28 protein-coding genes are annotated in these 26,019 nt (G+C 70.1%); 22 read left to right on the top strand and 6 right to left on the bottom strand.

Features of this window, described 5'->3' with window-relative positions:
- From G3I65_RS06515 to G3I65_RS06505, 3 genes are all read left to right on the top strand, one after another.
- Positions 1 to 263 (top strand): hypothetical protein (locus tag G3I65_RS06515; protein ID WP_203612297.1); only part of this gene is annotated, 263 nt, incomplete at its 5' end.
- 180 nt (positions 264 to 443) lie between these two features.
- Positions 444 to 668: a hypothetical protein gene (locus G3I65_RS06510; RefSeq protein ID WP_160695269.1), complete on the top strand. Its 225-nt coding sequence runs from the start codon at positions 444 to 446 to the stop codon at positions 666 to 668.
- A 475-nt stretch (positions 669 to 1,143) separates the two neighbouring features.
- Complete coding sequence (locus tag G3I65_RS06505; protein WP_160695268.1) at positions 1,144 to 3,159, top strand: tetratricopeptide repeat protein; 2,016 nt, start codon at positions 1,144 to 1,146, stop codon at positions 3,157 to 3,159.
- On the opposite strand, the gene G3I65_RS06500 is transcribed toward G3I65_RS06505, so the two are convergent.
- Positions 3,146 to 3,577 (bottom strand): hypothetical protein, encoded by a 432-nt coding sequence (locus G3I65_RS06500; RefSeq protein WP_160695267.1) that lies wholly within the window; start codon positions 3,575 to 3,577, stop codon positions 3,146 to 3,148. The genes G3I65_RS06505 and G3I65_RS06500 overlap by 14 nt on opposite strands.
- Before the next feature lie 1,700 nt (positions 3,578 to 5,277).
- On the opposite strand from G3I65_RS06500, the gene G3I65_RS06495 reads away from it, so the two are divergent.
- Positions 5,278 to 6,069 carry a hypothetical protein gene (locus G3I65_RS06495; RefSeq protein ID WP_160695266.1) on the top strand — a complete coding sequence of 264 codons (792 nt, stop codon included), beginning with the start codon at positions 5,278 to 5,280 and terminating at the stop codon, positions 6,067 to 6,069.
- A 26-nt stretch (positions 6,070 to 6,095) separates the two neighbouring features.
- Here the strand turns inward: G3I65_RS06495 and G3I65_RS06490 are convergent, their stop codons facing one another.
- Together G3I65_RS06490 and G3I65_RS06485 are read right to left on the bottom strand one after the other, a co-directional pair.
- Complete coding sequence (locus G3I65_RS06490; RefSeq protein WP_160695265.1) at positions 6,096 to 6,470, bottom strand: hypothetical protein; 375 nt, start codon at positions 6,468 to 6,470, stop codon at positions 6,096 to 6,098.
- Between the two features lie 17 nt (positions 6,471 to 6,487).
- Entirely contained in the window at positions 6,488 to 10,081 is a 3,594-nt protein-coding gene (locus tag G3I65_RS06485) for a CHAT domain-containing protein (RefSeq protein WP_160695264.1), read from the bottom strand.
- Between the two features lie 134 nt (positions 10,082 to 10,215).
- On the opposite strand from G3I65_RS06485, the gene G3I65_RS06480 reads away from it, so the two are divergent.
- Positions 10,216 to 10,389, top strand: a complete 174-nt coding sequence (locus tag G3I65_RS06480; protein WP_160695263.1) for a hypothetical protein — start codon at positions 10,216 to 10,218, stop codon at positions 10,387 to 10,389.
- Positions 10,390 to 10,545: 156 nt separating this feature from the next.
- A complete protein-coding gene (locus tag G3I65_RS06475) occupies positions 10,546 to 11,073 on the top strand; it encodes an NAD(P)-binding domain-containing protein (RefSeq protein WP_239070649.1) in 528 nt (175 codons plus the stop codon).
- On the opposite strand, the gene G3I65_RS06470 is transcribed toward G3I65_RS06475, so the two are convergent.
- Both G3I65_RS06470 and G3I65_RS06465 read right to left on the bottom strand, forming a co-directional pair.
- Entirely contained in the window at positions 11,018 to 11,818 is an 801-nt protein-coding gene (locus tag G3I65_RS06470; RefSeq protein ID WP_160695262.1) for a helix-turn-helix transcriptional regulator, read from the bottom strand. The two genes, G3I65_RS06475 and G3I65_RS06470, sit on opposite strands and share 56 nt — an antisense overlap.
- A complete protein-coding gene (locus G3I65_RS06465) occupies positions 11,815 to 12,201 on the bottom strand; it encodes a hypothetical protein (protein WP_160695261.1) in 387 nt (128 codons plus the stop codon). The genes G3I65_RS06470 and G3I65_RS06465 overlap by 4 nt, the downstream gene beginning before the upstream one ends.
- 155 nt (positions 12,202 to 12,356) lie before the next feature.
- Between G3I65_RS06465 and G3I65_RS56385 the strand changes: the two genes are divergently transcribed.
- The 4 genes from G3I65_RS56385 to G3I65_RS06450 all read left to right on the top strand — a co-directional run bounded on the left by G3I65_RS56385 (position 12,357) and on the right by G3I65_RS06450 (position 15,439).
- On the top strand, positions 12,357 to 13,628 hold the full coding sequence (locus tag G3I65_RS56385; RefSeq protein ID WP_203612296.1) for a hypothetical protein: 1,272 nt from the start codon (positions 12,357 to 12,359) through the stop codon (positions 13,626 to 13,628).
- The gene (locus G3I65_RS06460; RefSeq protein WP_203612295.1) at positions 13,621 to 14,502 is read left to right on the top strand and encodes a phosphotransferase; all 882 of its coding nucleotides are present in this window, start codon (positions 13,621 to 13,623) and stop codon (positions 14,500 to 14,502) included. The genes G3I65_RS56385 and G3I65_RS06460 overlap by 8 nt, the downstream gene beginning before the upstream one ends.
- A gap of 79 nt (positions 14,503 to 14,581) precedes the next feature.
- On the top strand, positions 14,582 to 14,764 hold the full coding sequence (locus G3I65_RS06455) for a hypothetical protein (protein ID WP_160695260.1): 183 nt from the start codon (positions 14,582 to 14,584) through the stop codon (positions 14,762 to 14,764).
- 72 nt (positions 14,765 to 14,836) lie between these two features.
- The gene (locus G3I65_RS06450; protein WP_239070644.1) at positions 14,837 to 15,439 is read left to right on the top strand and encodes an A24 family peptidase; all 603 of its coding nucleotides are present in this window, start codon (positions 14,837 to 14,839) and stop codon (positions 15,437 to 15,439) included.
- A 6-nt stretch (positions 15,440 to 15,445) separates the two neighbouring features.
- Here the strand turns inward: G3I65_RS06450 and G3I65_RS06445 are convergent, their stop codons facing one another.
- A complete protein-coding gene (locus tag G3I65_RS06445) occupies positions 15,446 to 15,868 on the bottom strand; it encodes a helix-turn-helix domain-containing protein (RefSeq protein WP_309235297.1) in 423 nt (140 codons plus the stop codon).
- Positions 15,869 to 16,043: 175 nt separating this feature from the next.
- Between G3I65_RS06445 and G3I65_RS06440 the strand changes: the two genes are divergently transcribed.
- The 12 genes from G3I65_RS06440 (at position 16,044) to G3I65_RS06385 (ending at position 26,006) form a co-directional block, all read left to right on the top strand.
- Entirely contained in the window at positions 16,044 to 16,499 is a 456-nt protein-coding gene (locus G3I65_RS06440; protein WP_160695258.1) for a helix-turn-helix domain-containing protein, read from the top strand.
- A gap of 16 nt (positions 16,500 to 16,515) precedes the next feature.
- On the top strand, positions 16,516 to 17,067 hold the full coding sequence (locus tag G3I65_RS06435; RefSeq protein WP_160695257.1) for a hypothetical protein: 552 nt from the start codon (positions 16,516 to 16,518) through the stop codon (positions 17,065 to 17,067).
- Positions 17,064 to 18,188, top strand: a complete 1,125-nt coding sequence (locus G3I65_RS06430; RefSeq protein WP_160695256.1) for an MAB_1171c family putative transporter — start codon at positions 17,064 to 17,066, stop codon at positions 18,186 to 18,188. The genes G3I65_RS06435 and G3I65_RS06430 overlap by 4 nt, the downstream gene beginning before the upstream one ends.
- Positions 18,185 to 19,369 carry an FAD-dependent monooxygenase gene (locus tag G3I65_RS06425; protein ID WP_160695255.1) on the top strand — a complete coding sequence of 395 codons (1,185 nt, stop codon included), beginning with the start codon at positions 18,185 to 18,187 and terminating at the stop codon, positions 19,367 to 19,369. Before G3I65_RS06430 ends, G3I65_RS06425 begins: the two co-directional genes overlap by 4 nt.
- Before the next feature lie 379 nt (positions 19,370 to 19,748).
- Positions 19,749 to 20,024 (top strand): DUF6355 family natural product biosynthesis protein, encoded by a 276-nt coding sequence (locus G3I65_RS06420; RefSeq protein ID WP_160695254.1) that lies wholly within the window; start codon positions 19,749 to 19,751, stop codon positions 20,022 to 20,024.
- Between the two features lie 37 nt (positions 20,025 to 20,061).
- Complete coding sequence (locus tag G3I65_RS57060) at positions 20,062 to 20,679, top strand: hypothetical protein (RefSeq protein WP_239070637.1); 618 nt, start codon at positions 20,062 to 20,064, stop codon at positions 20,677 to 20,679.
- Entirely contained in the window at positions 20,673 to 21,551 is an 879-nt protein-coding gene (locus tag G3I65_RS06410) for a hypothetical protein (RefSeq protein ID WP_239070634.1), read from the top strand. The genes G3I65_RS57060 and G3I65_RS06410 overlap by 7 nt, the downstream gene beginning before the upstream one ends.
- Positions 21,548 to 22,201, top strand: coding sequence for an SAF domain-containing protein (locus G3I65_RS06405; RefSeq protein WP_160695253.1), 654 nt, complete (start codon positions 21,548 to 21,550; stop codon positions 22,199 to 22,201). Before G3I65_RS06410 ends, G3I65_RS06405 begins: the two co-directional genes overlap by 4 nt.
- A 5-nt stretch (positions 22,202 to 22,206) precedes the next feature.
- Positions 22,207 to 22,998: a hypothetical protein gene (locus tag G3I65_RS06400; protein ID WP_166639752.1), complete on the top strand. Its 792-nt coding sequence runs from the start codon at positions 22,207 to 22,209 to the stop codon at positions 22,996 to 22,998.
- The gene (locus G3I65_RS06395) at positions 22,988 to 24,337 is read left to right on the top strand and encodes a CpaF family protein (RefSeq protein ID WP_160695251.1); all 1,350 of its coding nucleotides are present in this window, start codon (positions 22,988 to 22,990) and stop codon (positions 24,335 to 24,337) included. Before G3I65_RS06400 ends, G3I65_RS06395 begins: the two co-directional genes overlap by 11 nt.
- Entirely contained in the window at positions 24,334 to 25,179 is an 846-nt protein-coding gene (locus G3I65_RS06390; protein WP_160695250.1) for a type II secretion system F family protein, read from the top strand. Before G3I65_RS06395 ends, G3I65_RS06390 begins: the two co-directional genes overlap by 4 nt.
- Positions 25,176 to 26,006 (top strand): type II secretion system protein, encoded by an 831-nt coding sequence (locus G3I65_RS06385; protein ID WP_160695249.1) that lies wholly within the window; start codon positions 25,176 to 25,178, stop codon positions 26,004 to 26,006. Before G3I65_RS06390 ends, G3I65_RS06385 begins: the two co-directional genes overlap by 4 nt.
- Positions 26,007 to 26,019 lie beyond the last annotated feature (13 nt).

Genomic DNA, 26,019 nt, shown 5'->3' with positions numbered 1-26,019 from the left:
CCGCCGCCAAGCCGGCCACCACGCGCTCGACCACCACGCGCACCCGCGCCACCGCGGCCAAGCCGGCCGCCAAGGCCACCGCCACCAAGGCGGCCCCGAAGACCGCGGCGAAGACCACCGCGGCCAAGGCCACCACGGCGAAGGCCACCACCACCCGCGCCAAGGCCGCCGCCAAGCCGGCCGCGACCAAGACCGCCGCGGCGAAGAAGCCCGCCGCCGCCAAGGCCCCGGCCAAGCGCACGTCGGCCGCCAAGAAGAAGTAACACCGCTCGAAGGGGCCCCGCACCGAGGTTCGGTGCGGGGCTCTTCCGCGTTCCTCGGGTTCGGCTCGCCGCTGTACTCGGCCGAGATGCGGAGCACGGGTCAAGGGTGGCAGAGCGAACCGGGCTCGGGAGGATGCACGGCGAACGACGACCACTCGCACGTGGTCACACCGGATCAGCATGACCGCGAACTTCGTCGACGTCCGGTTCGAAGTTCATCCCGCGCAGAAACCCTCCGAGGTCTTTGCCGTGTTGCGCCACGAGGGGGGAGGTAGCGGCTCACCAGCGGCCGCGCAAGGCGTGCCTGGACGCGTTCAGTCCGGACGGATCCAAGGAATGCGCAACCGGACCGCACAGCCGGTCGGCGAAAGTGCGGATCTGTTCGGGGACTTCGCTTTCCGCTGATCATGCGGTCGATCGGCGGGCTGATCGGGTTCCGCCGGGATTCGTCGCGCACCGCCGCGCGGAGGCTGGTCCGGCGCCGAGCCCGGTCTCGGATCTGCCGGCGCCGGTGTGGGTGGTGCACGGCGCGACCTCGCCTCGCTGCAGGCGCGCCCAGCCGTGCCGGTCCATCCGTTGCCGACGGCGCAAAGGCCGCGATGACGGCGCCTCGATCCGGAAGCGGCTACGCGGCGGTCGGCCCCGATCATGGTGCGGCCACCGGCCAGCGTGACGCCCGCCGGCGTGCAGTGCACGACAACGCCCCATTTCCGCGCTGGTGGCCGCTGCGGCTTCGGCGCTGCCGCGTGAAACCCCGAGTGGGCGATAGCCGGGTGCCGGGATGCCCGGACGCGAGTTGTCCGTTCTGAGCCGACGAGTTCGCGGTAAGGTCACCCCGGCCAGGGGCAGGTGGCGGTATTTCGAGCGACGGGGGGTTTGCATGGTCGTCCCGCACGAGGTTCCGCTGGGACCGCGCGTGTTCGTCAACCGGCTGCCGGACTTCGGCCGGATGGCTGCATTCTGGGAACTGCGGCGGCCCGGTGCCCCGCGGATCGGAGTCTGCTCGGGACTGCCCGGCGTGGGCAAAACGGCGTTCGTCCGGCGGTGCGTGCAGGGGGCGCGCGACGCCGACGCGTTCCCGGGCGGCGACCTGCACGTCGACTTCGGCCCGGTCGACGGCGAACGGCTGTCCGTGTCCGACGCGCTCGCCTCCTGCTTGAACGCGCTGGGCGTCGCGAGGGAAGTGCTTCCCGCCTCGCTGGCCGAACGGGCGAACCAGCTGCGCACCATCACCGCGCACAGGCCGGTCCTGCTCGTGCTCGAGGACGTCACCGACGCCGCGCAGGTGCTGCCGTTCGTGCCCAACAGCCAGGCCAGCGCCGTTCTGGTGACCAGCAGCGGGCGGCTGAGCGAGCTGATCGTCGACGGCGCCGAGCCGATTCCCCTGGAACCGCTCGACGGTGAGGACGGTGCGCACCTGCTCCGCGAGCTCGTCGGCCCGCGAGCCGAAGCCGAACCGGGGGCGGTCGCGGAACTCGTCCGGCAGTGCGCGGGACTTCCCGTGGCGCTGAAGGTGGTCGCGGCCCGTCTTGTCGCCCGCCCGGCGTTGTCGATCGCTTCGTTGGCCCAGCGGATCGCGGAGGATGACGGCGGGCTGAACGCGTTCACCGCGCGCGGCCAGGAGAAGGTGTCCGCGGTGTTCTCGGCCGCATACGACGCGCTGTCCGCGGAGGCGGCCCGGCTGTACCGGTTGCTGGGGCTCGTGCCCGGGCCCGACCTGCCGCTCGATGTCGTGGCGTCGGTTGTCGACCGGCCCCGTTCCGTCGTCGCCGAGCTGGTGGAGTCGCTCGACGACGCGGGCTTGCTCAGCGTGGGATCCACCGGCAGGCTCTCCCTGCATCCGATGGTTCGCCGGCATGCCGCGCACCTGGCCCGGCTCCGGGACCCGGCCGACGAGCAGGACGCGGCGTTGCGGCGCCTCGTTGACCACCTGCTGGTCAAAGCGGCTTTCGCGGACCAGGCCGTGCTGGGCGCCGGCCGCTATCGGTGCACGCCCGCGGAGCTGACGCGGGCCAAGTCATCGCCGTTCACCGGCCCGGGCGCCAAGGCCGCAGCCTTGGACTGGCTCGACACCGAACGGCAGGCTCTGCTCGCCGCGCAGCGGCTCGCGGCAGAACAAGGGCGGCACACCGAATCGTGGCAGCTCGCCGAAGCCTTGACCGCGCTGTACGTCACCAAGCGGTACCTGGTGGACTGGACGATCTCCAGCGAGCTCGGTGCGAGTTCGGCTCGCCACGTGGGCAATTCGCGTGCGGAAGCGCGGTTGCGCAGCTTCGTGTCGCGGGCGTGGACCGATCTCGGCAGGCTTGATCGCGCCGAAGACGAGCTGATCACCAAGGCGCTGCCGATCGCCGAGGAGTCGGCGGACGTGCGGCTGCGGGCATCGGTGTGGGAGCTGGTGGGACGGTTCCGCGACGAGACGGCACCGGAAGCCGCCGCGGAAGCCTACGAACACGCGATCGAGCTCTTCAGTTCGCAGGACGACGCCCGGGGCGTGGCGTTCGTGACGTTCTTCCTCGGCTGCTCGCTGCACCGCAGCGGCCGGCGAGACCTCGCCGAGGAGACGTTGCGCCGGTCGCTGCCGCTGATCCGGGCGGTGCCGGACACCCGGATGGAAGGCCGCTGTCTCACCGAGCTCGGGGCCGTCCTGTTCGCGGCCGGCCGGCCGGACCTGGCGCACCGCGAGCTGACGCAGGCCGTCGCCTTGCTGACGCGGGGCGGTTACCCGTACTTCGAGGCTCAGGCGCACGAGAAGCTCTTGGCGATCGCGGAGGCCGACGGCGAGGTCGCGGACGCGCGCGCGGCCCTGACCCGCCTGGCGGAGATCCACCTGAACCTCGGCAGCTCTCGGGCCGCCGATTTCAGGGAGCGGCTGGACCGGCTTACTCCGGCGTGAACTTCAGGGACAGCCGTAGCGCGCGCCGACCGGCGCGCACTGTCAGCTCCCGGTCTCGCAGGGACCCGGACAACCAGCAGCAGTAGATCGCGGATGCCGCGATCGCCACGTCCCCGTCTTCTCCGGCGACCTGCACGGAGCCGGTGCCGCGGACCACGGCGAAGAAGCCATCGTGCGTCGCCGTCACCGCGAGCCGGGCGCCGGGGTTCGCGGTGAGGGTCGAACGGGCCCAGAGATCGGCGTCGGGACGCGCGAGCACACGGTGGCGGGTGACGGCAGCCGCTCGTTCGCCCACCTTCAGGTCCGGTTCGGTTTCGTCCGCGACGATGTGGGAGTCGGTCTCGTCGCCGTCGCGCACGGCGGCCGCCGGGTACCTGGTGAGGGTCAGGAGTTCCGCTTCCGGTGCGACGTTCCGCACGAGGTGAGACGTCACCGGACGGCGAAGTGGGTCGGGCACGGGAATGCGGCGAAGGGGCGCTGCCGATTCCGGCGGGGGAAGAGTCAGTTTTTCGTAGATCAGGTCGCGAAGGTTCGCCGCCGCGGCACCGGTGTGGGCGAAGACCCGTGAGGCGATCGCGGCGAACCGGCCGGGCTGGTGGTCCGCGCGTGCCTTTTCGATTTGGTCGAGGAGAGGCGGCCGGGGGCAGGAGAGTGGGGGCGGTCCGGGCCAGCTCGTGCGGTGGGGAGCCGGCGACCGTTTCGTCGGTGGGGGCGCTCAGCAACAGCGGCTTGTCGAGTGCGGCGGCCACGAGCCCGAGGGACCCGTGGTCGGTGATCACCTGGTCGGCGGCGATCAGCGCGGCCTGCCAGCCGGCGTGCGGGGGCATCAGGAGCAGGCCGGCGTCCAGCGCGGACGCCAGCCAAAGGGTGATCTGGTGTCGGCCGTAGTACGCCCAGATGTTGGGGTGCAGGACCGCGCAGACCTGGTAGGAGTCGCCGGGGAGCTCGCCCAGCAGGCGTAGGGGGAGGGAATGCCAGCGGCCGAGCAGCGAGTGCCGTCGCCACGTCGACGCGAGCGTCACCAGCGTCCGGTCGCCGGTGCCGAGCTCGGCGCGGTAGCGAGCGCGGTCGGAGCGGCTGGCCCGTACGCGGTCGAACACCGCGTCGCCGACGACCGCGGTCCGCCCTTCGCTGGCGGGACAGCTGGCGAGCAGCTGTTCGCGTTGTTCGGGATGCTGCAGCACCACCGTGGCGCGGCCGTCGCGGAGGACCGCTTCCGGTGGCAGGCCGGCAAGCCGCACCCCGGTGCCCGCGCTGCCGGGGACGTACTTGTTGAAGCCGAGCCCGTGGGGCAGGACGACGGTGTGTGCGGTGAGGTGGTCGAAGTCGATGTTTTCGCTTGCGGAAAGGGCGAGGTCGTAGGGAGTTTCCCCGCGGGTGATCGACGACCAGGGAATCGGGGGCACACCCGCTTCACGCAGGACTTCGGGGACGGTCCCGCTGAAGGGCGAGGTGTCGTTGACCGTGAAGACGAACCGGACCCGGAAGTCGTCCCGGAACAGATCGACGGCTTCCAGGAGGCGGTACGTGGAGGTCAGCGTCCGGGCGACGACCAGAACGGTCCGCTCATGCTCGAACGTATCCCAGACGCTGCCGGCTGCCGGCTGCCGGCTCCCGGCTCCCGGCTCCCGGCTCCCGGCTCCCGGCTCCCGGCTCCCGGCTCCCGGCTCCCGGCTCCCGGCTCCCGGCTCCCGGCTCCCGGCTCCCGGCTCCCGGCTCAACGTATTGTATCATTCCGATTACTCATTGTGAATTCGATGGGTTTCGCGCGCCCGTGGTGGCTTTCCGGGAGCCTAGCCGGTTGAGCCGGTGGTTCTTCGTGACCGCCGCCGTGATCTGTGTTGCGTCGTCTGGTGCGGGCTGCCGTCTCCTCGACGGCCAATCGCGCCGGCCGTGATCGACCAGGTGGCGCCTGCGATCCACGCCACGGTTGGTCAGTCACCGCCGACCGGGTCGTCGTGGCGGGCACGACCGGAACCGCGATCGACAGCGGAACCGTTCGGGCCGACGATCTTCTGTCAGCTGCCGGTGGGTTCCTCGGCCCGGCTGGTGGGCGTCCCGGTCGAGCCCGTTGATCCGTATTGTGAGGCGACACGCGCTGGATGGATGGGGGCGGTCATGACCACCAACGAGGTGATCCTTGACCTGTTGGAGCGCTATGTCCTGCGTGCCGGTGAAGGGGTTGAGCGGGTGCGGCGATGGCCCGACGGCGTTGCGGTGACCACGAGTGCCGGCAGGCATCTGGTGGCGGGGTCGGAGGCCGCGTCGTGGTCGGTGAGCCGGGAGGCGTGGGTGGCCGACGTGGTCGAGGCTGTCCGCGACGACATCATCGTCAACGGGGGTGGCAACCCGGCGGAGCGCCACGGGTTCCTCCTGCTTGCCGACGGTCGCGACGTGTACGTCAACGACGCCGCTGCCGTCGCCGAGCTGGGCCGGCGGTTGGAGGATGGCCTCGACCCCACCGCCTATGCCGAGATCCTGGCGGAGTTCCATCCCTACACCTCCGCGGTGAGCAAGGTGTTGTCCACACCGGACCAATTGCGCCTGCTGATCGGTCACGAGGACATCCCGGACATCGAACCGCCCCGAGTCGAGCGGACGGCGACGGGTCTGGTCCTGACCTTCAGCTCGATCTACCAGTACCGGTGGCCGGTCGAGGGACCGTTGCTCGATCTCGCCGCGTGGACGGTGCGGGTGCCCCGAGGGTGTCCGGCGCGCTGGGAGACCCGGCGCGTGGCGCAGCGGATCAGGCTCGCGCCTCACCCAGGGATCGGCGGCCGCCTGGGCAGCCGCAATTCCCCGGTGGTGGACCGGGAGGACACCATGGCCTCGGACGCTTCGGCAGTTCAGGCCGAAGCGGATCGAATCGCGGATCTGTGGCGCGATGACGACCGGGGCGCCGGTGCGTGAGCTCAGCCGGGCTGTCGGACAGCAGCTCAGTCGTCGACCTGGTCCTGCGAGCGGACGACTTCCTCGGCGACGACCTCGATCACCTGGTCACGGTCACCGGGTTCGAGCACCCGAGGGTGGGGAAGCTCGACGCGTAGGTGATTGATGATGACCTGGGTGGTGTTCGAGGACTTGGTGCGCAGTTCGGCGTAGACCGCCCAGGCCAGGTCGGCGGCCGCGACGATCAACGCCGCCAGGGAAACCCCGTCGACGTACTGATCGGCTGGACGGTGCGGAGTCGTCCCGTGCCGGTCGTCCAAGGCGGCCTCGGTCGCCACCTTCAGGCCGGGCCAACGGCCGTTCTCCAGGCGCCGCGCCGCCACGCGGGCGATCTGCCGGACCGGATCGTCATACACCGTCATGCGAATCCCTCTCGTCGTCAGTACCGGGCGATGGCCTCGATAACCTCGGTAGGTGGCAGGTTCCCGGTCACGCCGAGCCAACAGCGTTGCAGCGCCTCGGCTCCCTGGACGGCCACCAAGCGCGCCAGGTCACCCACGAGGGAACGGTCCACCGGCCTGGCGTGTCGGGTCAGTGTCACGATGGCGCGAACCGTGAACTCCAACGCCTTGTCCGCCTCTCCGCGCGCCTCCGCGAGCCGGCTGAGTGCCGTGAACGCCTGGGCCTCGCCGCCGTGGTCACCGAGTTCCTCGTGGATTGCCTGGGAACCACGGAAAAACGATTCGGCCACGTCAAGCCTACCGCCGTGCTGCGCGACCACGCCGAGGGAGTAGTAGCAGAGTGCGGTGTCGGCCCGCAGGCCGAGCCGCTCGTTGCGGACGAGCGATTCGCGGAACCAGTGCTCGGCATCGGCCAGTTCGCCGCGCCGCAGGGCGAGTGAACCGAGGTAAATCTCGATCACCGCTTCGTGAGCCGGGTTGGCCAGCATGCGGCACGCGTCCCGTGCCCTGAGATAGCACGCTTCGGCCTCCGCCAGCAGCCCTCTTTTCTGAGCGATCACTCCCAGTTCACGGTGGTCGGCGGCGACGCCGTACCAGTCGCCTTCGTTCTTCGCCTGGACGAGAGACCTGCGGTAGCAGGCTTCTGCCTCGTCGAGCCGTCCGGCCCGGTAGGCGAGCAGGCCGGCCCGGTAGTCGTCCATGGGGGATACCCCGGCCCGGTTGCTGGGCACTTTCGCCAGTTCGCGCTGCTTGCGGTGCCAGGAGCCGGCTTCCGCTTGGCGTCCCTGTTTGCCGGCGATCGTGGCCAGCGCGTCGCAGATCTCGGCGACGTTGCGGGACACTTCCGGCACCCATTTGTGGGTCACGAGGATCTCGTAGATCTCGGTGTAGGCGTGCTTGGCCCGATCGAGTGCGCCTGCCCGGTGTAGCCGGTGCGCCCGCGTGATCACCAGGTAGCGCCAGAGGGAAGCAGCAGGGCTCTCCGGCTTGCCGGTGTTGTCTTCGGCGAACCAGACCATGCGGTCGATCCGCGCCGAACCGGCGAGGCCGTCGAGGGGCGGTGGTCCGGCAGCGGCGGATTCGAGCCGCAGCAGCGCCTGGTCGGTCCACCCCAGCGCCTCCTGCTGGGCACCTTCGGCCGACCAGTACCGGTCGAGTGCTTGGAGGATGATCCGGGCGGCGCGCCAGCGCTGTCGCTTGAGGCTGTAGGTCAGCAGGTCGCCGAGGTTGCGCCGGTGCAGCCCAAGCATGGCGAGCGGGGCGCCGTCGTTGCCGCTGTCGATCTCCCTGCTCGCCCAGCCCGCGAAGGCGACGAAGGCATCAAGCAGGACGATGTGGGCCGCTGCGCGTTCCATGACATAGGTGTTGTGACTCTCGGCGCGCCACGCGGCGACCAAGTAGGCCGGGAGTGCCGGGTGGACCGCGTGGGTCGAGCCCCGCAACGGGCTCAACAGCCCGGCATCGCCGGCTTCGCGCAGGGCCGCGGTCCAGGCGTCGAGGTCCGCGTCGGAGAACCTGGTCGGCACGGCGGGCTGCTGGGAGAACAGGGCAAGCACGCCGGCGTCGACGGCACCGTGGAACAGCGCGACCACCACCAGCAGCCTGCGGGTCTTGGCGCACAGGTGGTTGAGGGAATACGTGGTGCTCGCCGCCAGCGAGGTCGTCCGGCTGCCGACGTCGTCGTCCGGGAGCGGGCGGAGCCCGCGCAGTTCGTGCAGCAAAGCCCTCGGTCGCGTGTCGTCCAGCCGCGGCAGGATCAACCGCATGCTCAGCGGGTGGCCGTCCAGCCACTCCATCAGCTCGCCGAACGCGCGGTCCTCGCGGCGGCTCTGCCCGCCGGGGTGCCTCGCCAGCAGGTGGTCGGCGTATTCGTTCGCTTCCTCGCCGGAAAGGCCAGGCACCGGCAGCCGCCGGACGTCACCGAGCCACGGTTCGGTGGACCGGCTCGTGATGAGCACCGCGCTGCGGCCACCCGCCGCCACCTCGGCCAGAAAGGCAAGCAGTTCGTCGCGGCCGGCCTTGTCGAGCGGCGGGATGGCCGTGGCCGGGTCCGGCTTCGAGTGCACCGCCTCGAAGTTGTCCCACACCACCAAGGCCCGCCGAGCCGCCAGCGCCGCCAGGACCCGCCTGCGGCGCTCGCCAGGGGTGAGCAGCTCGGAACCCGTGCCGAGGAGCTGCGTTCCGACGGCGGACAAGACCGCCTGCAGCGTGAACGAAGCACTACCGGGCTCGAAGGAGTGCCAGACCACGAGGTTCGGCTCGGCGACCGCGCCGGTGTCCCGCCACCACCGCCCGAATGCCTTCGCCAGCTCGGTCTTGCCGGTCCCGGCCGGGCCGTGCAACAGCACCACTCCGCGAATTCGGGCCGCGACCTCCAGGTCATAGAACAGGCCATCCCGGCCGACGAACGCGTCGTGCGCCTCGAACTGTCCGGCCGACGCGGTGGTGCCTGCCGCCTGACCCGCGGTGGCGCCGGACGGCGGTGCGGACTGGTGCTCGAACACGAGGTCACGGCACGAGTAGTGCACCGGAACCATCCAGTCCGACAGCGGCTGCGGACCCTTGCGGCTCGGCCGCGTGTTCTCGGCGGCCAGGCAGCTACGGCCAACGGTGACTGCGTCGGCGACTCGACCACCTGCGACGAGGTGGGCATAGAACCCCGTCATGAACCGCGCGGCCGCGACCGCGTACACGCTGTAGGCCATCGCGACCACCGAAGACGTACCCTCGGCCAGCAGCCGGGTGGCGATGGATACCTCCAGTTCCTTCCCGATCGCGCCGGAATGACAGGCGTTGAGCACCACCAGCGGCACCCCAGCCACGGCAAGCGCCTCCGCCACATCACCAGCGGGCACCGGGTCCTCGCCGCCATCGGGACGTTCGAACCCGAGAACACCGGTGTCGGCGAACCTCGTGCCGTGCCCGTCGAAATGCACCACGTGGAAGGGCTCACCCGCCGCCAGCGCGGCCCGCAACGTCTCAGCCAACCCCTCAAGGGTCGGCGGGCGGAGCACCACCAGCTCCACCTGGTCCCGGACCAGGGCCAGCTGCTCGAGCAGCGGCCGAGCGATCGTGCGGTAGCCGACGTCACCGGCGCCCCTCGGCCGCGAGATCACCATCAGCACCCGCAACCGCCGGTAATCGATGCGCACGGGCCCGGCAGACCCACCGGGTATCCGACGGCTGATGGTGGTGCCGGTCAGGGCCAACGGCTGCGGGGAAGCCGGATCGTGCACCAGCTCCCACGGTAGCGCCAGCCACCTGGGCACCGCCGACCGGAAGACGATCTCCTCGATCGGGCCGCCACGGACGACGTCCCGAGCCGGACCGGCGCCGAAGACGGCGTCGAACACCCGGACGCCCCACTCGCCGAGCCGGCCCGCCACCTGCCCGCCGCGCTCGTCGTACACCCCGAACGGCGTGTGGAGGTAGTCCTCCAGGTACCAGCGCAGATCCGCGAGTTCCTTCGTCGTCAACGGCCAGTCCAGCCGCACCGGTTCCCCCACCTGCCGCGGATTCCCGTTGCCGACGGCAGCAGACACCGCGGCCCGCCCGTCGGCACCAAGATCCACGTACAGACGCTTGATGGCAATCCACCCCCGCCCCAGGATGCCACAGGCACCGTCGTCGTGCGGTGTACAAGCGAACCGGCGAGTTCGCCCTGTCGCCGTCGAGCACCGACGCGCACAACTGACATCGTTGTCCGGTGACGATCACGGGAGTGGTGGACCCCGCTGCAACGCCTGGCAGGGGCTTCCCGGTGCACAACACCGAAAAGGGCGACTCCCGCCGCAATCGCTGCCAAGTCGCCACCCGCATCGCGAACACGCTGGACACCTCCAGCGGGAATCCGGGTTTCCGGACCGGCGCCGACACCTGAGCACGAATGAGGATTCGTCAGGGTTGCGCTGCCTTGCCCCGTGCCGTGATCGTTGTCCGGCCATCGCCGGCCGGTCTCACCGGGACTGGCGCTGATTCGACGTGTTAAGGAATCGAGTGCTCATGCGTTACATGGGTCGCCGGTGCGCTGATCGGCATGGACTTCCAGTTCGACGGCCTGCACCGGCCGGTGATCGTGGTCGGCGGCGGCCAGGCGGGACTGTCGATGTCCCACTGCCTGACCACTGCCGGGGTCGGGCACGTGGTGCTCGAACGCGAGCGCGCGGGACACGAATGGCGGACTCGCCGCTGGGACAGTTTCTGCCTGGTCACGCCGAACTGGCAATGCCGGCTGCCCGGGTTCCCCTACCTGGAAAACTACGTGAAGGCGTTCGGCGTCCCGCTGCACGATGGCGTCGAGGCGACGCGGCTGCGGCAGCTGCCCGGCGGCGGGTTCCGGCTCACGACCTCGGCCGGGGAGCTGACTGCCGACCACGTCGTGCTGGCCACCGGCCCTTACCAGGTGCCGCTGAAGCCGCGGCTGGCCGAGCGGCTGCCCGAGCACGTCGTGCAGCTGCACTCGGCCGGCTACCGCTTTGCTCCTTGCTCTCGTCGGAAGCTCCGGCCGCTCAACACGCGTCGGCCAACGTCCCGTAGCCGACCGAATTCTCTTGCAGGGCTGTGAAAGTGGACCAGTAGCGCCGCACACTGACCGAATCGGACAGGTAGACAGCCGTGTGCTCGTGCGGCAGAACAACCGTGGAGACGTTGTTCTCGGTCAGGTAGATGACGAAGGGCTTGGTCGTCCCGGCGGAAGCCGGGTTCTCCTTGACCACGCCGGCCTTCACCAGGCGCCGGTCGGCGAGCGCTGTGATGTGGTCCCGCTGGGCGTGCCGAACCTCCGGAGGAACGAGTTCGTGGTTCACCGCTGCCGAGCCCAGCAAGACGGTGTGTCGGTGCCGCCGATCTTGGTCGAGCTGCCGGACCTGCCGGGTGAAGATCTCCTGGTCGACTTCGTCCGCCTGAAGGACGTGTCCTAGGACCGCGTGTGCGTACGCGGACGTCTGCAGAAGGTCCGGCACGACGTGCGGGGCCCATTGGAACGTGCGAAGCGCGTGCCGTTCGTACACGTCCTGGAGACTGGGTTCGCCCGGCGTGAGGATTTCGACATGGCTCGTGCGCTCGGATTGCCGGTGAAGCTGCATCAAGAGCTGGCGTTCGGCGGGCGAAACCCGCAGATAGCCGAGAATCCAGCCCAGCTGCCCGGACTCGATCGACCGCTCTCCGGTTTCCCAGCCGGAGAGGCTGGACGGGCTGAACCCCAGCTTGCCGGCCAATTCGCGGAGGCTCATACCTCGGCTTTCGCGAAGCTCTCGTAGCGCGCAGCCGAGCACATAGAAGCCGGGGCAGCGTGAAGGTCCGTCGGTCATGCCGAACGCCGTTCCGTGAGTAGGTGATACCGCGGGGCCGGGATGACGCCCGCGTCGACGTCGGCCGCATGGGACTGGAGGAGGTCCAGCAGTTCCTCGACCTTGTCGGCGACTCGGTGCTCCTCGTCCGACGTCGCAGTACCGTCCTGCAGCTGAACGGCGAGCAGGCCGATCTGCCACTGTGTTGCCTCGATCGCGTCGAGGAGTTTCGTGGTGTCGCGGGACATGGGAACTCCGATCGAGGGTCGCGGCGCGTCCGAAGAGGACAAGCGGCGCAGCCCGTTCAGGACGCGGCAGAGGTGAACGTATTCGGCTTCCTCCGCATAACGCAGGTAGGTGGCCGAAGGCCATCCGTTCTCTTCACCTCGTTCGCTGCTGTCCATGTCATACAGCGTGATCAACAGCTCGCGGCGGGGGAAGCGAAGATCGGGCCTCCGGGGGCCGGGGCGGGCACAAACGGGGCCTCTTCGGGGCCTGTCCGTTGCCCTCGAAGAACGCTTCGTTCACACTGAACGACAGACAATGACGGGGGACGACCATGGAAGAATGGACCGCCCAGCGCGCGGCCGCATTGTGTGCGGCCATGGGGTACACCCTCGGCGAGTTCGCCGAATACCTGGGACTGTCCCGGTCGACGGTGGCCAAGTGGAACCGGAAGACCAATCCGCGAAACCCGGGACGCGAGGCACAAGACCTGCTGTCGGTGGCGTTGACGAAAGCTTCGCCCGCCGTGCGAGCGCAGTTTCACCAGCGGGCGGGGGAAGTGCCGCAGGACTGGACGGCAGGCGAACCGCGCGCGCAGGTCGTCGATTCGGCTGCACAGGCCGAACAACTGGCCAACGAGGTCGCGGCACTGGGCTCGGATGCCGACCTGATCGAGTACCAGCGAGCTGAGCTGGGCCGGCTGGCTGTCGAGTACGTTCACGCCCCGCTGCCCGCCGTCTTCGAGGACCTGCGACACGTTCAGAACACCCTGACGCAGGCATTGCGGACGCCTCAACGTCCCAGCCAGACCCACGACCTGATGTTCCTTGCCGGAGTCACTTCGATACTGCTCGCCCACGCGAGCCAGAACCTCGGTGATCACGGCGCGGCTCTGAAGCATCTCCGGGCCGCGGCGACGCTGGCGACCGCGGTGGACAGCACCTCGCTGCGCGCCTGGACGTGCGGTTCTTCGGCCTTGTTCCACGAATGGTCCCGGCGGCCGGCCGCCGCGGTGACCGATGCCCTGAAAGGGTTGCAGTACAACGCCGGTCTCCAGACGCGGCAGCGCCTGCTGGCCATCGCCGCGCGTTCCGCGGCACGCGCGGGACGAGCTGACACGGCGCATGAACTGCTCGCCCGTCTCGACGAGCTCCCGGAGCGCGGATTCGCGTCCGCGGACTCGGTGGAGGGCTTCGGTGGATTGCTGTCGTTCCCGGCGACCAAAAAGGTCTACTACGTCGGCGGTACGTACGCGCTTCTCGGTGAACACGATGCGGCGCAACGTTTTTCCGCTCAGGCGATCCGGGCCTACGAGACGGGCTCGCCGGAGGAGCGGTCGTACGGTGACTTGGCCCTGGCGCGCTTGGACCACGCGCACGCGTGCCTCGGCCAGGACGACTTCGACGGGGCGGCGGCGTCGGTCGCGCAGATCCTCGACTTGCCCCCGGCGGAGAGGATCAGCCAGCTCGACGAGGCGGTCACCACGCTCCGTGATCGAGCACGGCAGCTGGCCGGCCGCCAGCACCGCGCCGCCCGCGAGCTGTCGGACGGCCTCACCGGCTACCTCGTCGAACGACCCCGCGCTCTACCATCGGGATGTGCCTGACCTCGTTCTGCCGGAAGTGCTCGATGCCGCCTGCCGCCGCGCGGGTCTCGACCTCGCCGGCGCGACGCCCCTGCGTAACCACGCCAACGACGTGTATCTCCTCCCGTTCGCCGGCGGCTCCGGCGTCGTGGTGAAGGTCGCTTCGAAGGCCGAAGGGGATCGAGCGACCCGAGCTGTTCGGCTCACGCTCTGGCTGGCCGAACACGGCTTTCCCTGCACCCAGCCGGCCGAGGTCGAGCAGCCTGTCGTCCTCGGCGATCGTGTGGTCACGTTCTGGCGGTTCTATCCGCAGAATGAGCGTGGCGTCCCTTCCGCGGGCCACCTCGGCGGCCTGCTGCACCGGTTGCACCGTCTTCCTGATCCGCCGATCGAGCTGCCGTCCGCGGCACCGCTGTCCTCGTTCGCGGACGTCGTCGCGGTCGACCTGACGCTGCCGGAACACGATCGGCAGTGGCTGATCGAGGAACGCGCACGTCTGCTTGAGGACTTCCACCAGCTGACCTTCCCGCTCGGAGTCGGGTTCATCCACGGGGACGCCTACCCGGGCAACACCCTGTGGGACGGGCCCGACGTCCGGCTCGGCGACTGGGACGAGCCGGCTTGGGGCCCTCGCGAGCTGGATCTGGCCAACACCGTCCAGGGCGGCCTTCGGTTCGGTCGCTCGAGCGCCGAACTGGACGCCTTCGCCGCGGCCTACGGCTACGACCTCCGCGACTGGGCCGGCATCGGCACCCTCGTGCGAATCCGCGACCTCCACACACTGGGCAGCTTCCTGCGGCGCGCTGCGCGCGGGGACAACGCCGCGGCCGTCGAACTGGAACGGCGGGTGGGGTCGCTGCGGCGAGGAGACGGAGCTTCGTGGGTCGCGACGTGAGGCCGTGGATCGAACGCATGTTCTAGCGGTCTGATAGGTTCGCCACGTCGTGGTCGGATCGTGGAGCCGGGAGGTCGTCGTGGCGTGGTTGCTGAGGGAGCGGGCCACCGGCCGGGAATGGCGGATCGGCGACAGCGACCTCGCCTGGGAAGCCGGCGGCTACGACACGGCGCGGTTCGAGCTGCACGTGCTGGCTGAAGACGTCAGCGGGGCGCCGGATGGCTTGCCTGAGCGTCGTCCGAAGTCGGTTTGCGGGAGCTGATGCCCGAGCGGACCAGCGACTTCGTCCCTACGATGATCATCTCGGATCCAGTGATCATGGGATGGGTGCCGGATGGCGATGATGGTTCGGCTGGCGGTCGGGGTTGTCGTCGGCTTGGCGCTCACGCCCCTGCTCGTTCGTCTTCTGCGCTGGACTGCTGACACCAAGGTCCCGAGCTGGTACGTCGTCGCGATCACGCCGGTCGCCGCAGCCGCGGTAGCGCTCTGGGCGCCGGCCGCGATCGCGTTCGGCGCTGCCTTCGTCGTGCTGGGCATCCCGGCCGCGGCGGTCGACGTCGTCGAGCACCGGATTCCGGACCGGCTGAGCCTCCCGCTGTGCGGGGTCGTCGTGGTCGCCGCGATCATCGGCCATCAAGCCGGGCTCCGAGCGCTCGCCGGTGGCGTCGCTTGGGGTGCTGCGTTGCTGGTTTCGTACCTGCTGACCGGGCAGCCGGGACCTGGGGACGTCAAGCTTGCGCCGAGCGTCGGGATCCTGCTGGGCTGGTTCGGCTGGACGTGGGTACCGGGCGGCTTCATCGCGGCCTACGTCGTTACCGCGGTGGCCGGACTCGTGGGCGTTCTGCTCGGCAGGTTCTCGTTCCGCGACGGCCAGGTGCCGATGGGGCCGCCGATGGTCGCGGTCGCCCTCGTCGGCGGAACCCTCGCGCAGCTGTGAAAACGCTCAAGCAGACCGGCGAGCACGGAGGGTGCGGCGATGCCGGGCCTGCTCGACGATGTCGCCGTGCCGGCTGACCCAGTCGGCCAATGGCTGCATCGCGTCGAGCGCCTCTCTGGTATCCGAAGTGAGCGTGTAGACGACCGATGGCGGGAAGACGCCAGGCTCCTGGTGTCGGACGATCAGGCGGTCGGCGGTCATGGTCTTCAGCGTGCGGGTGAGGACGCTGGCGTGCAGGACCCGCGGCCGACCGGACCAGCTGTTCGCCGCGGCGGCATCGTTGAGCGAGCCGACCATGCCGAGTAATTCGGTGTAGTGCTTCGGCCCGCTCTTCAAAGCCAGCAGGATCGCTGTCATCCAGTCGCCGCCGAAGAGTTGCTTCGCGTCGTGCAGCTTGCGCAGCCGCTCGGCGTCCTCGGCGGTGATCACCTGTGTCGTCGGTCGAGTCATCGGCCCTCCCCGGTTCGATCACCCCAGGCTGTTGATCTTAAGTTTTCGCAGGTCGTGTCTCAACTGTCGAACAGTCATTCACCTGATCAGGTCTTAATCTGAGTTAAAGCGCTGTTTCGGCGGTACTTTCGAAGGGGAGCTGAGGAGGGGGACGATGGCCGAACGTCCCGAGCGACGCGACTTCGCGGACAAGCTGAACCACCTGTTCGCCGTCACGAAGTCGCCGGACGGCGACGAGTACAGCAACGACTTCGTCGCGGAGTCGATCACGGCCACCGGCACGAAGATCTCCGGCACCTACATCTGGCAGCTGCGCAAGCGGAAGCGGGACAACCCGACGATCAAGCACGTCGAGGGGCTCGCGAAGTACTTCGGCGTGCCGTTCAACTACTTCTTCGACGACGACGTCACCGGCCGCGTCGACCAGCAGCTCAAGGAACTCGCCGACGAGCGGGACCGCCTCAAGGCGCAGGCCGGTGACAACGAAGCGCAGCGCATCGCGATGCGGGCCGGCGAGCTGTCGCCGCACCGTCGGCAGCTGGTGATGGACCTGCTCGACGTCGTCTACCGCGATCAGCAGGCCGAGCAGGAGCGCGAAGCGACCGAGTGAGCAGGGGAGGGGAGCGATGAACGAGCGGTTGCTCCGGCGGCGGTGCCGCCGGTTGCTGAACGAGCTCGGCATCCGTCCGCCGCTGGACGTCGTGGAGCTGTGCCGGCGCGTCGGCGAGCAGCGGGGCAAACCGATTCGCCTGCTGGCGCACCCCATTCCGGTGCCCGGACCGTTCGGCGCGTGGATCAGTACCCGCCAGGCCGACTACATCCTGTACCAGAAGGAAACCAGCAAGTCGCACCAGAACCACATCATCCTGCACGAGCTGGGCCACCTGCTGGCCGGCCACCAGAGCGACCCGTGCGACGACGAGCTGCTCGCCGGGCTCTACCCCGACATGTCGCCGGACAGCCTCCGCAAGCGCTACCCGGATCTCGAGCCGGACGCCGTTCGCCGGGCGTTGAGGCGCACCTCGTACGACACCGATCAGGAGCGTGAGGCCGAGACGACGGCGACGATCATCCTGGAGTGGGCGTCGGTCGTGGACGAGGTCGTCGTCAGCGGCGGCACGAGCGGGCTCGCCCGGCAGATGGACGCTGCCCTCGAAGGACGGCTGGGCTGGCTGTGACACCGGTTGTCGCCGCTTACGGCATCGTCTCGGCCATCGTGCTGCTGTGGCTGGTGCTGCGGCTCGCCCGCAATCCCCGCAACACCGCTCTTCGCAGCGTGACGGCGCTCGTGGCCTGCCTGGCGATCGCGTTCCCGTTCGGCGCCGCGGCCGACATGGGCGCGCACGTGCTCGGCCTCCCTCCGATGATCTCTCGGCTGGTGCAGCACGGTCTCCTGCTGGTCGGGGTCTACAGCCTGGTGTGCTTCTTCCTGTTCTCCGCGCGCGAGCGAGCGGCCGCGCGCCGAAGGGCCGGGTGGTACGCGATTCCGTTGCTGGCGGCCGAGGCGGTGCTCGTCGTCGCCGCGCTGGCGACGCCGGTGTCCGTCCGGACCAACGACCAGTCGGTGCCCAGCGTGGCGGTGTTCTTCATCGCGGCAGACGTGTTCATGGCGATCGGCTTCGCCGCGGCCGCGGTGTGGGCGCACCGGTACGCGCGCGAGGCCGTCGGCAGGCTGGCGCGCGGTCTGCGGATCGCCGCCATCGGCCTGGTGGCCATCGTCGTGGCCAACTGCCTGTTCGTACCGGCGATCGTGGTGACGTTGCTCTACGACGTCGGAGCCACCGACGACTCCGGATCGGCGGGGACGGCGCTGGGGGCGTTCGCCGCGACCTTCTTGTTGATGCCGGGCGTCCTGCTGTTCCTGCTCGGAGTTACGTATCCGGCGGTCGCGACCCGGCTCGGCGCGATGCGGATCTGGTGGCGGCACCGACGCCTCCACCGGCAGCTCGCGCCACTGTGGACGGTGCTGCACTCGCAGTTCCCCGACGACGCGCTGGATCGCGTTCCGGCTGCGCCATGGCGCGACGCGTTCCGCCTGAGGGGAACGCACCGCAGGTACTACCGCCGCGTCGTCGAGTGCCGCGACGGCCTGGTCCGGATCAGCCCGTATCTCACGCAGACCGACGACGCGGCCGATCTTCCCAGCCGGCTGAAGCAGGCCCTCGGGGCGCACGCGGCCGGCGAGCCCGCGCCTACGAAGGCGATTCCGGTGGCGTTGCCGGCGGGCGAAGGGCTGGACGCGGACGTTCGCGAGCTGGTTCGGCTGGCACGGGGCTTGGCGACGAGGGGAGCGGGATGACCAGGGCGTTGATCATCGGCGGAGGCATCGCCGGACCGGTTGCGGCGATGGCATTGCAGAAGGCGGGCATCGACTCGGTCGTGTACGAGGCGTACACGCATGGCGCTGACGACGTCGGCGCGTTCATGACGATCATGAACAACGGCTTCGACGCGCTGCACGCGATCGACGCCGACAAGCCGGTGCTGGACGCGTCCTTCCCGGCCGACCGCGCACTGTTCTGGAGCGGCTCGGGCAAGCCGCTCGGCGAAGCGCCGATCGGTGGCGGCTCCGCCGGGACGTACGGGCCGCACACCATCAAGCGCGCCGAGCTGTACCGGGTGCTGCACGAGGAGGCCGAGTGCCGGGGGATCACGATCAAGCACGGCAAGCGCCTCGATGACGTGGACACCGACAGCGGCGTGGCCGCGGTCTTCACCGACGGCACCCGCAAGGAAGGCGACCTGCTGATCGGCGCGGACGGCATCCACTCCGCGACCCGCGTCGTCATCGACCCGGACGCGCCCGAGCCGCGCTACACCGGCACGGTCGTGCTGTGCGGCTACGCCCAGCGGGCACCGGTCGAGCCGATGCCGGGTGTGTACCGGATGATCTACGGCAAGCGCGTCTTCTTCGCCTACACCACGGCGCCCGGCGGCGAGACCTGGTGGTTCGTCAACATCCCGGGTTCGGAGCTGCGGAAAGCCGAGCTGGTGGAGACGTCGCTCGAGGAGTGGAAGAAGCGAGCGACGAGGTTGCTGCGAGGGGATCGGTCACCTGCGGCCGCGATCGTCGAGGCGTCGGAGGAGATCCGGGCGAGCAACGGCTACGACATCGCCTCCACCCCGAGCTGGCACACCGGCCGGATGATCGTCATCGGCGACGCCGCACACGCCGCGGCGCCGAACGCCGGGCACGGCGCCTCGATGGCCATGGAGGACGCCGTCGTGCTGGCGAAGTGCCTGCGCGACGAGCCGGACGTGCCGGCGGCGTTCCGGGCTTATGAGGCGCAGCGGCGCGAGCGGGTCGAGAAGCTGGTGGCGACGAGCGCGCGGATGGGCGGCACCGCGACACCGGGGCCGATCAAGCGGCTCATCCGCGACGTCGCGATCCGCAAGCGACTCAAGGGCGGACCGCGAAACACGGCGGCGTGGCTGACGCAGCACCACATCGATTGGGACGCGACAAACCTACGGGAGTGAAGCTCCGCCGTTCCCCGTTGACGGGCTTAGTCGGCCTGCGGCTGAGGGGTGTAGGTTCAGCTCCTCGACGAGCGCGGAGTTCAGCTCCCGCCGAGGAACGGCACGTCAGCCGGCAGACGTTGGGCAGCTGCGAGGACCTGAGCCCGAAGGCGGGCGCAAGCCGTTGCTGGACTTCAAGGAATCCGACCTGTTCACCGCCGTCGACTCCTGAATTCCCATGCGTACTTGAAAGTCCGCGTCATACACCGTTTGCAGTGCGTGGGACCTCCGCCGGTAAACCGGAACCAGAAGAAATTGCTGGACCGGTTTGGAGGACGGAATGTCGAAAATGTTTCGCACTGCGGCTCGGGTCGTCGCGACGGGCTCGGTGGTGATCGCCATGTTCGGTAGTGCGTTGGCCACGGCCGCTGACGCCGCTGTGCCGCTGCGGGTGAAGGAACGCTGCGGGTACTTGGACTGGGGCAAGTACCGCCACTGTGACGGCGGCACGGGGTCGCACGTGATGCTCGACGTCCAGGACATCTGGGGCACCATCTACCACTACTGCGTCGGTCCCGGGGTGACCGACCTGCAGCCGGTCATCAGATGGCGTCTGACGGGCGCCTGGTGGAATGGCGGCGTCGGCTGCGATCCCGGCTACTACGGCCCGGCCTGAACACATTCGAGTGAACAGAGCTGTTCTTCTCCACGTCATGGCGATGAGTCGGTTCGATGACCTGATCGAAGCTCGTCAGAAAGGTCGGACAATGGTGCAAAGTTGGTTCTCGGTCGCGGCGCTGGTTCTCGTTTCCGCCGGACTGGTGAGTTGTACGGGAGACGCTCAGACGCCGAGCGTGCCGTCTTCGGCGATCTCGCTTCCGAAATCCACGTCACCCGAGGACGAAGCCGCCCGAGCTGCGATGGCCGCCTACGAGCTGTACTGGCAGATCAGCGAACAGGCCGGACGCGCGCCGCGGGAGAAGGACTGGAGGCCCGAGCTGGCGAAGGCGATGGCCGACCCCGCGCTCACCGACTACGTCAACGAGGTCGCCAACCTGGCGTCCGTGCCGGCGCACACCGTCGGCCAGTACGGACGCAGCCCCAAGACGACCTCGGTGTCGCTCGGCCGGCCGCCGCGGGTAGTCATCACCGACTGCCTCGACGCCACCGACGAACACCTCGTCAGCGACAAGGCCGGCGAAACCGGCCGGAACCTCGACAACCCGGACCAGCCGCGCCGGTACGAGTTCGAAGCGCAGGTCGTGCGCTACCCGAACCCCGACCGCTGGCTGGTGCAGCAAGTCCAACCACGTCTGGAGAAACCATGCTGAAGGGAAGCTGCCTCCTCACGGCGGGCCTGCTCGCGGCCGCTCTGCCCGGGGTGGCGTCCGGCCAGGCGGGACCCGGCGGATGCACGTCGGCCGGCACCCGCGGGATGTGCTGGGTCGCGGCCACCGACCCCGGACGGCCCGGAACAACGGCCGGTGGAAACCCGCAGCGGGGACGGGCGCCGCACGCCGGTGGCCGTCCGGCCGCTCAACCGCCGTGCGTCGACCAGCCGTGGACTCCGCCGCCGGCCGGGGATCCGTTGTGGGGTGGTCATTCGCCGTCCGACGGGTCGCTGAAGCTGTTGATCTGCCAGGGCGGCGGGGCCCTGCAGGGGTGGCCGCGGGTGGTGTTCGCCCCGAACGGGCAGCCGGTCGTCGTGCCGCAGGTGTCGCCGGCCGAGCTGGCCGAGCAGGCGATCTCGGAGATGGGGTTGTCGGCCCCGGACATCAGGCTCGCGCCACCGGCGGGTTCGCCGCACGGAGCGACGATCGGGTTCCCGGTGTGGATGTGGACGGCACGCCGGGAAGCCACGGTCGGCCCGGTGACGCGGACGGCGAGCGCGGGCTCGGTCACCGTGACCGCCACCGCGACGCTGGCCAAGATCGACTGGTCGATGGGCGACGGGTCGACGGTCAGCTGTCCCGGGCCGGGCACCGAGTTCACCGACGACCGGGCCGGACAGCCGTCTCCGACCTGCGGCCACGTCTACCGCGCACTTGTCGGCGGCGGCGTGGCCGGGATCGACGCGACGAGCCGGTGGGAGATCCGCTGGTCCGGCGGTGGGCAGAGCGCGTTCCGGACGATGGCGTTGACGTCGTCGGCGCGGTTACCGGTGCGGGAGATCCGGACGCTGAACACCGGGAGGTCGCGATGACGACCCGGGTGCAGCCACTGCGCGGCGTCCCGGCGGCGCCGGTACCGTTGCGCCCGCCGCGTCGCCGTCGCTCGAAGCTGCTCGTTCTGCTGGGCGTCCTGCTGTCGGCACTGTCGGCCGCGGGCATCGTCTGGATCTTCCACGCAACCGACGACGCGGTCGCCGCGGTCGGTGTCGCTCGCACGGTCCGGTACGGCGAGGTCATCACTGCCGAGGCACTGCGCGAGGTCCAGGTCCGCCCGGACCCGGGCGTGCGGCCGCTGCCGTGGGAACGGCGGTTCGACGTCGTCGGCCGGACCTCCCCGACGGACTTGCAGCCGGGCGAGATCGTGACGCCGGACGCGGTGGCGGACTCGGCGATGGTGCCGGGTACCGGGCAGCAGCTGATCGGGGTTCCGGTGAAGCCAGGGCAGCTGCCCGCGGCGCCGCTGCAGCCGCGCCAACCGATTCTTCTCGTACCGGCCGGTGTTGCGGGCGCAGGCGCCGAGTCGTGGCCGCCGGTGCGAGGCGCGGTGATCAGCGTGACCGAGCGGGACGCGTCCTCGACACAGGTGGTCGACGTCGTGGTGCCGGACGCGAACGGCGTGCAGCTGGCCTCCCGGGCGTCCTCAGGTGGCGTCGCGATCGTCGTCCTGCCGAAGGACCGGTGACCGACATGTTGATCTCCTTCATCTCGGTGAACGGCAGCCCGGGGGTCTCGACCGCGGCGTTGGCGCTGGCCTGGGTGTGGCCGCGGCACGCGGTCGTCGCCGAGTGCGATCCGACCGGCGGTCGCGCGCTGAGCGTGTTCGACCCCGACGGCAGCCATGGTCGCAAAGGCGTGTTCGAGCTGATGCTGCAGGCGCGGACGATGGAACTGCACCGGGCGATGTCGAGCCAGCTGCTCGTCCTGCCCGACGGCACCGGCCGCCACCACCTGCTGCCCGGCGCGGGTTCGCCGCGCGAGGCGGACAGCCTGGATTGGCGGCGGCTGACCTCGTTGTTCCTGGACCTGGAGACGGTCGACGTCCTGGCCGACTGCGGCCGGTTCCACACGCGGGCCACCCCGGCCGCCGTGCTCGCCGAGGCCGACCTGGTCGTGGCGGTGGTGCGCAACTGCCGCAGCTCGTTGCAAACGTTTGCGAAGGCCGTGGACGTCATCCGCGAGGAGCACGGCGTCTTCGACGACGAAGGTCTCGTGGTGCTGCTCGCCGACCCCGAGCCGCGCAGCCACCAGCGCTACCCGCACGGCGAGATCGGCAAGGAACTCGGGCTGTCCGTGGTCGGCGCCCTGCCGTGGGACCCGGCCGGCGCGGCGCAGTTCACCGATCTGCACCGGCCAGGCCGGAGGTTCGAGACGTCCCCGCTGCTGACGCACGCGCGCAAGACCGTCGACGAAATCGGGCGCCGCGCGATGCAGCGGATGACCTGGCTGCGCAAGCCGGTGGTGAACGGCCATGTCCGTTGACGTCGCCGCGTTCGCGGAGCTCGACGAGGTCGTCGACCGGGTCCAGCAGCGCCTGGCCCCGCTCGTGCAGCAGAAGATCGCGGCGGGGGAGCGTGACGAGCGCGCGGTCGCGGAGGTCCTGCTCGACGACGTCCTCGCGACGGTGATCAAGGAATGGGCAGGCTCCGGCCGCCCGTTCCTCGACTTCCCGCAAGAGCAGACGGTCCGCGCGGCCGTGCTGGCCGAGATGTTCGGCCTCGGCCGGCTCGAGGTCCTGCTGGCCGACGACGGGGTCGAGAACATCGACATCATCGGCAGCGATCCGGTGTGGCTGTCCTACCACGACGGCCGCGTCGAGCGCGCACCACGGATCGCGCCGACCGACCAGGCCGTCGTGCAGTGGTTGCAGCGGATCGCCGCGCGGATGGGACGCACCGAGCACACGATCAACGACGCCCGGCCCCTGCTCAACATGGAACTGCCCGGCGGCGAACGACTCGCGGCGGCGATCGGTGTCACCGACCGGCCGCACATCTCGATCCGCCGCCACCGCCTCCCGACCGCCGGGCTCGAAGCGTTGTGGCGGCGCAGGATGATCTCGACCGCTCAGCTCGCGTTGCTGCGCGCGGCGGTCCGGGCGGAGAAGAACGTCGTGATCTGCGGACGCCAGAAGGCCGGGAAGACGACGTTGCTGCGCGCCCTGTGCTGGGAGGTCCCGGCGACCGAGCGGTTCGCGACGTTGGAGACGGAGTTCGAACTCGGCCTGCACCGCCACCGCGACCGGTTCCCCGCGGTAGTGGCGTTCGAGGAGCGCGAAGGCAACACCGAGCGTTGGGAGAACGGCCGGCCGGTCGGCGGCGTCGACCTCCCGCGGCTGGTGTGGCAGTCGCTGCGGATGCACACCGCCCGCACGGTCGTCGGCGAGGTCCGCGGCGGCGAGATCGTCCCGATGCTCAACGCGCTCGCCGCCGGTGGCGCCGGGTCGCTGTCGACGTTGCACGCGCGCAGTGCCGCGCAGGCGATTCACCGGATGGTGTTGCTGTGCCTGGAAACGAACGCCGCGTGGACCCCGGAGTTCGCCTACGAGGCCGTCGCGAACACCATCGACCTGATCGTGCACGTCGACCTCGTGCACGAACCCGGCCGCCTCGATCGACACGTCACCGAAGTCGTCGCCGTCGAGCCGGGGGAGTACGGCCGCCCGGCACGCACCTACCTGTTCGCCCCGGCAGATGGGCGGTCCGCGCCGACGGGGAACTTGCCGACCGACATCGAGGACTACGAGCGTGGCGGCTTCGACCGCAGCTGGCTCACGAGCAGCGGCGATGGCGGCTGGCTGAGCGATCGGAGCCGACCATGACCGAGTTCGTCCTGACCGTGGCCGGCGCCGGAGCGGGCCTGGGCATCACCCTGATCGCGCTCGGCCTCTACGGACGCGAGCCGGACGCCGTGCCGGCGTTCCGGGGCGGCCACCGCTGGCTCCGCCGCCGCGGCTCGGTGCGATGGGGCTTGGCGTGCGGCGCGGGGTCGCTGGTGTGGCTGGTCAGCGGCTGGCCGGTCGCCGGAATCGCCGTCGCCGCAGCGGGCGCGTTCGTGCCGTGGCTGTTCGGCGCCGGGAAGCTCGCCGCGCAACGGATCGAGCGGCTGGAGGCGCTCGAGGACTGGCTGCGCGGCCTCGCGGACGTCCTGCGCGCCGGAAACGCGGGCCTCGTCGGAGCCCTGCAGGGCTCCGCGCACGACGTGCCGCCCGCGATCAGCGCCGAGGTCACCACTCTGGGACAGCGGCTGCGCACCTGGAACGTCGACGACGCCCTGCTGCGGTTCGCCGACGACATCGACGACCAGATCGGCGACGTCGCGGCAGCGGGGTTGTGCGTCGCGCACCAGCAGGGCACCGGAACGGCGGAACTGCTCACGACGCTGGCCCGGCAGATCGCAGCCGACGTCGTCGCACGCCGCGACGCCGAGGCCGAACGCGCACGCCGCCGGTCGGCGGCCCGGATCCTGCTCGGGCTGTGGGCGGTGATGTTCGTCGGGTTCGCCGCCTTCGGCAGCGACAGCTACACCGCGGTCTACAGCTCGGTCGGCGGGCAGCTGGTGCTCGCCCTCGTGCTGGGCGTCGTCGGCGTCGCCGTGGTGTGGCTGCGTCGTCTCGGCGTCGAGCCCGCATCACCACGCTTCCTCGGTGGGGAGCCGTCATGACGGTGCTGATTCTCTTGGCTGTCACGGCGGCGATCGGGGGCACGCTGGTCGTGGCGGGATTCGCGCCGACCCGTCCACGGCTGGCCGACGTGCTCCACGAACCCCCGCGAGGCGCGGACTTCGTGATGATGCAAGCCGATCGGCTCAAACTGGTCGCCAAGCCAGCTGATCTGGCGCTCGTCGGGCGGTCGCGGGAGTCCTTTGTGGTCCAGCGGGTCGGCTTCCTGCTCGGCGGTGCGCTGTGGATTCCGGCGTTGACCACGGTGCTGGCGCTGATCGGTGCCGCACCGCCGATCGTCCTGACCGGTGCGGCGTCCGTGGGGTGCGCGCTGGTCGGCTGGCAGCTGCCGGTCATGCTGCTGAAGAGCAAGGTCAAGCACGCCCGGACGACGTTCACCGGCGCGCTCGCCGCGTACTGCAGGCTGGTCGCGTTGGGCCGGCTCGGCGACCGCGGCCCGGTGGAGGCACTGCGCTACCCGGCCACGCTCGGCGACGGCTGGGCGTTCCGCCGGATCAAGCTCGCGATCGACGAAGCCGTGCTGCGCGGCCGGATGCCGTGGGCCGGGTTCGTCGAGCTGGCCGAGGAAACCGGCGTCCGCGAGCTGAAGGACATCGGGCACATCATCGCCAGCGCCGGCCAGGACGGCGCCAGCATCGTCGACACCCTCCGCGCCAAAGCCGCTGCCCTCGACGAGAAACAGCTCGCCGACCGCAAAACCGGGGCTTCGGTCCGTTCCGATCGGATGGACATGCCTGTCGCCCTGCTCGGCTTGGCGTTCATCGTCTTCCTCGCGTTCCCCGGTCTCTACCTGATGCTCCACACCTGAAAGGGGAAAGATC

This window comes from Amycolatopsis sp. SID8362, from assembly GCF_010550475.1.
In the GTDB taxonomy this organism is placed as follows: Bacteria; Actinomycetota; Actinomycetes; order Mycobacteriales; family Pseudonocardiaceae; genus Amycolatopsis; species Amycolatopsis eburnea.
This window is presented reverse-complemented; position numbering and strand designations above follow the sequence as displayed.